The 3,775-nt window shown below is 63.0% G+C and carries 4 protein-coding genes; all 4 read right to left on the reverse strand.

The annotated features are described in order from the left end of the window. Positions 1–503: cell division protein FtsQ/DivIB (locus AC1D1P_RS17325; RefSeq protein ID WP_477673823.1), on the reverse strand; the 503-nt coding region annotated here is incomplete at its 3' end. After that, entirely contained in the window at positions 500–1,477 is a 978-nt protein-coding gene (locus AC1D1P_RS17330; RefSeq protein WP_477668399.1) for a D-alanine--D-alanine ligase, read from the reverse strand. The genes AC1D1P_RS17330 and AC1D1P_RS17325, both read right to left, overlap by 4 nt. Beyond that, on the reverse strand, positions 1,474–2,907 hold the full coding sequence (gene murC / locus AC1D1P_RS17335; protein WP_477668400.1) for a UDP-N-acetylmuramate--L-alanine ligase: 1,434 nt from the start codon (positions 2,905–2,907) through the stop codon (positions 1,474–1,476). Before murC ends, AC1D1P_RS17330 begins: the two co-directional genes overlap by 4 nt. Beyond that, positions 2,904–3,775, reverse strand: an 872-nt coding sequence (gene murG / locus AC1D1P_RS17340) for an undecaprenyldiphospho-muramoylpentapeptide beta-N-acetylglucosaminyltransferase (RefSeq protein ID WP_477673824.1), incomplete at its 5' end; no start/stop codon positions are given. The genes murC and murG, both read right to left, overlap by 4 nt.

The raw sequence follows: 3,775 nt of genomic DNA on the forward strand, positions 1-3,775 counted from the left end.
TGGTAGGCCTGCAGTACCTGCGCCGCCTGACCCGGCGGCCCATTGAGCACCGGCAGGTCTTCCGCCTCGACGTCGCCCTGGTTGGCCTCAAACACCTCACCGAAGCTGTTGACGAGCCGGGCGTCGCCCTCGGCCCCCCAGAACGCCACCGGTTTGTGTTCCTGCAGCACCACCTTCAACCGGTTCGGAAATTCGCGCTGCACCAGCGCCCTGCGCACCCAGGGAACGGACTCGAACACCGCGCGCGTGGCACCCAGGTTCACCGTGAAAAAATTGCCGGACAACCTGGGCGCCACATTGGCCCGCAGCGTGACGGCGTTGTTGTGCGCAAGGTCGCCCTCCACACGGATTGCGTTCAGGCTGAACAGGGACTGGCGCATGAGCCACGCCACAGCCAGTGACGCAACCATGGCGGCAAACGCCAGGCCCAGAACCACCGAGAAGGTATTCATGAGCTTGACGTCCAGCGGCAAGGAAGGCGGCAGTGGCAGGGTTCTGCTCAAGTGGCGGATCCTCCGTGTTTTTGGTGGTCGAGCGAAGCAGTCTTCAGCACTTCGATGCAAAGGTCTTCATACGAGATTCCGGCTGCTCGGGCGGACATGGGCACCAGCGAATGCCCGGTCATGCCCGGCGACGTGTTGATCTCCAGCAGGTAGGGCTTGCGCGTGGCCCTGTCTATCATCACGTCGGCGCGGGCCCAGCCACGGCAATTGAGAATGCGAAAGGTGTCCAGCACAAGCTGCTGGATGACAGCCTCTTCGCCCTCGGGCAGCCCGCAGGGAACCAGGTACTGGGTGCTGTCGGTGAAGTATTTGTTCTGGTAGTCGTAGTTGCCGTCGGGCGCCACGATGCGGATGACCGGCAGTGCGCGTGCCCCCGCACCGGTACCCAGCACCGGGCAGGTCACCTCGTCACCGCTGATGAATTGCTCGCACAGGACATCGGCATCGAGTTTTTCGGCCTGTGCCACAGCGCTGGCCATGGCGGAGCGTTCCGTCACCTTGGTCAGCCCGATCGACGAACCTTCGCGTGCCGGCTTGACGATCAACGGCAGGCCGAGCGCATCCGGCAAGGCAGCGATGTCTGCAGCGCCGTAAGTGCCACGGCGCAGCAGACGGTATTGAGGGGTTGGCAATCCTTCGGAGATCATCACGCGCTTGGTCATGACCTTGTCGATGGCCATGCTGGAAGCCATGACGCCGGAGCCGGTGTAGGGAATGCCCAGCAATTCGAGCGCACCTTGCACCGTGCCATCTTCCCCAAAGCGTCCATGCAATGCGATGAAGCAACGCTCGAACCCGTCCTTCTTCAGCTCGCTCAGGTCACGCTCGGCAGGATCAAAGGCGAGGGCATCCACGCCGCGCGAGCGAAGCGCTTTCAGTACCCCGTTACCTGACATCAGCGAAACCTCGCGCTCGGCCGACAGCCCGCCCATCAGGACGGCGACTTTTCCAAAATTCAACGCGCCTGCTTTCATGCCCGGACCTCCCTGGTACCGCCATGCCCTGCCGGCTCCAGCATTTCTGCAACCCTTGCGGGCACCATGCCGATGGATCCGGCCCCCATGCACATCACGACGTCGCCATCCAGCGTGTTGTCGAGAATGGCCTGCGGCATGGCATCGATCTCGTCCACAAAGACAGGTTCTACCTTGCCGGCCACGCGCAAAGCCCGCGCCAGCGAGCGTCCGTCTGCGGCCACGATGGGCGCTTCACCGGCGGCATACACCTCGGACAGCAGCACCGCATCGGCGTTGCCGATGACCTTGACGAAATCTTCAAAACAGTCACGCGTGCGGGTGTAGCGGTGCGGCTGGAAAGCCAGCACCAGCCGCCGGCCGGGGAAGGCGCCGCGCGCGGCAGCCAGCGTCGCGGCCATTTCCACCGGGTGATGGCCATAGTCTTCGATCACGGTGAAATGTCCGCCGCCCTTGGCCGGCATGTCCCCGTAACTCTGGAAGCGCCGCCCGACGCCCCGGAATTCAGCCAGCGCTTTCTGTACTGCCGCGTCGGGCACGTTGAGCTCAACGGCAATGGCAATAGCCGACAGGGCATTGAGCACGTTGTGCTCGCCGGCCAGGTTGAGCACCACGTCCATGTCGGGCAAGGTCACGCCATTGCGGCGCTGTGCCGTGAAATGCATTTGTGCGCCCACCGGCCGCACATTGACGGCGCGCACCTGCGCATCTTCGCCGAAACCATAGCTGGTAATGGGGCAGGAAACCTGCGGCAGGATGTCGCGCACAGCCGGGTCGTCGGTGCACAAGATCGCCGTCCCGTAAAAAGGCATGCGGTGCAGGAAGTCGACAAAAGCTTTCTTGAGGTTGCCGAAATCGTGACCGTAAGTCTCCATGTGGTCAGCGTCGATGTTGGTGACGACAGCCATTACGGGCAGCAGGTTCAGGAACGAAGCATCCGATTCGTCAGCTTCGACCACGATGTAGTCGCCCGAGCCGAGCTTGGCGTTGGCACCGGCGCTGTTGAGGCGCCCGCCGATCACAAAGGTCGGGTCCAGGCCGCCCTCGGCCAGCACGCTGGCGACCAGGCTGGTGGTGGTGGTTTTGCCGTGCGTCCCGGCAATCGCGATGCCCTGCTTCAGGCGCATCAGTTCAGCCAGCATCAGCGCGCGCGGCACCACGGGAATACGTTTTTCACGCGCCGCCAGCACCTCGGGGTTGTCGGCCTGTACGGCGGTGGATGTCACCACGGCGTCAACCATCTCAAGGTTGCCGGCGGTGTGGCCGACGAAGGTCTTGATGCCGAGCTTGCCCAGGCGTCGCAGCGTTGGGCTGTCTGACAGGTCAGACCCCGAAATGACGTATCCCAGGTTGTGCAGCACCTCTGCAATGCCAGACATGCCGGCGCCGCCCAGACCGATGAAGTGAATGTTTTTGATGGCGTGTTTCATGTCGCCAGCTCCTCACAAGCGGCCACCACACGGGCCGTGGCTTCAGTTTTTTGCATGGTTTTGGCCTGTAAGGCTTTCTGGACAAGCGCAAGCCGCTCTGTTTTTTGTAGCATTTCTGCCAGCATTCCGGCGCTGAGGTCGCGCTGCTGGATCAGCCATCCGCCTCCCTGGTCGACCAGGAACTTCGCGTTGACTGTCTGGTGGTCGTCGACCGCAGCGGGAAAAGGCACGAACACTGCCGCAGCGCCCACCGCAGCGATTTCCGTGACCGTACTGGCGCCAGCGCGGCAAATGATCAGGTCGGCATCGGCGAAGGCCTTCGCGGTGTCTTCAATGAAAGGCGTGAGCTCGGCCGATACGCCAGCCGCCGCATAGTTGGCGCGCAATTCTTCAATCTGCAGCGCGCCGCTTTGGTGGAGGACCTGTGGTCGTTCTGCTTCAGGGATCAGTGCGAGGGCTTTGGGTACCAGCTCGTTCAACCCCCGGGCGCCCAGGCTCCCGCCGATCACCAGCAGTTTCAGGGGACCGCTGCGTCCGGCAAAACGCTCTTGCGGGTCGGGCTGCCGGGTAAATGCTGGCCGCAGTGGGTTGCCCACCCATTCGGCTTTGGGCAACACACCCGGAAATGCGGTGAAGACGCGGTCAGCCACACTCGCCAGCACCTTGTTGACCATACCCGCCACCGAATTCTGCTCGTGCAGAACCAGGGGCTTACCCAACAGCACACTCATCATCCCGGCCGGAAAACTGATGTAGCCGCCCAGGCCGACCACCACATCGGGCTTGACGCGGCGTACCACCTGGATGCTTTGCCAAAACGCCTTGAGCAGGCGCAGGGGCAGGAATGCCAGCGTGACCGGCCCTTTGC

Source organism: Polaromonas sp. P1_E1_2 (assembly GCF_056406035.1).

Coding starts and splice junctions, on each gene's coding strand:
- AC1D1P_RS17330 (WP_477668399.1), bottom strand. CDS start 1,477: ATGAAAGCAGGCGCGTTGAATTTTGGAAAAGTCGCCGTCCTGATGGGC.
- murC (WP_477668400.1), bottom strand. CDS start 2,907: ATGAAACACGCCATCAAAAACATTCACTTCATCGGTCTGGGCGGCGCC.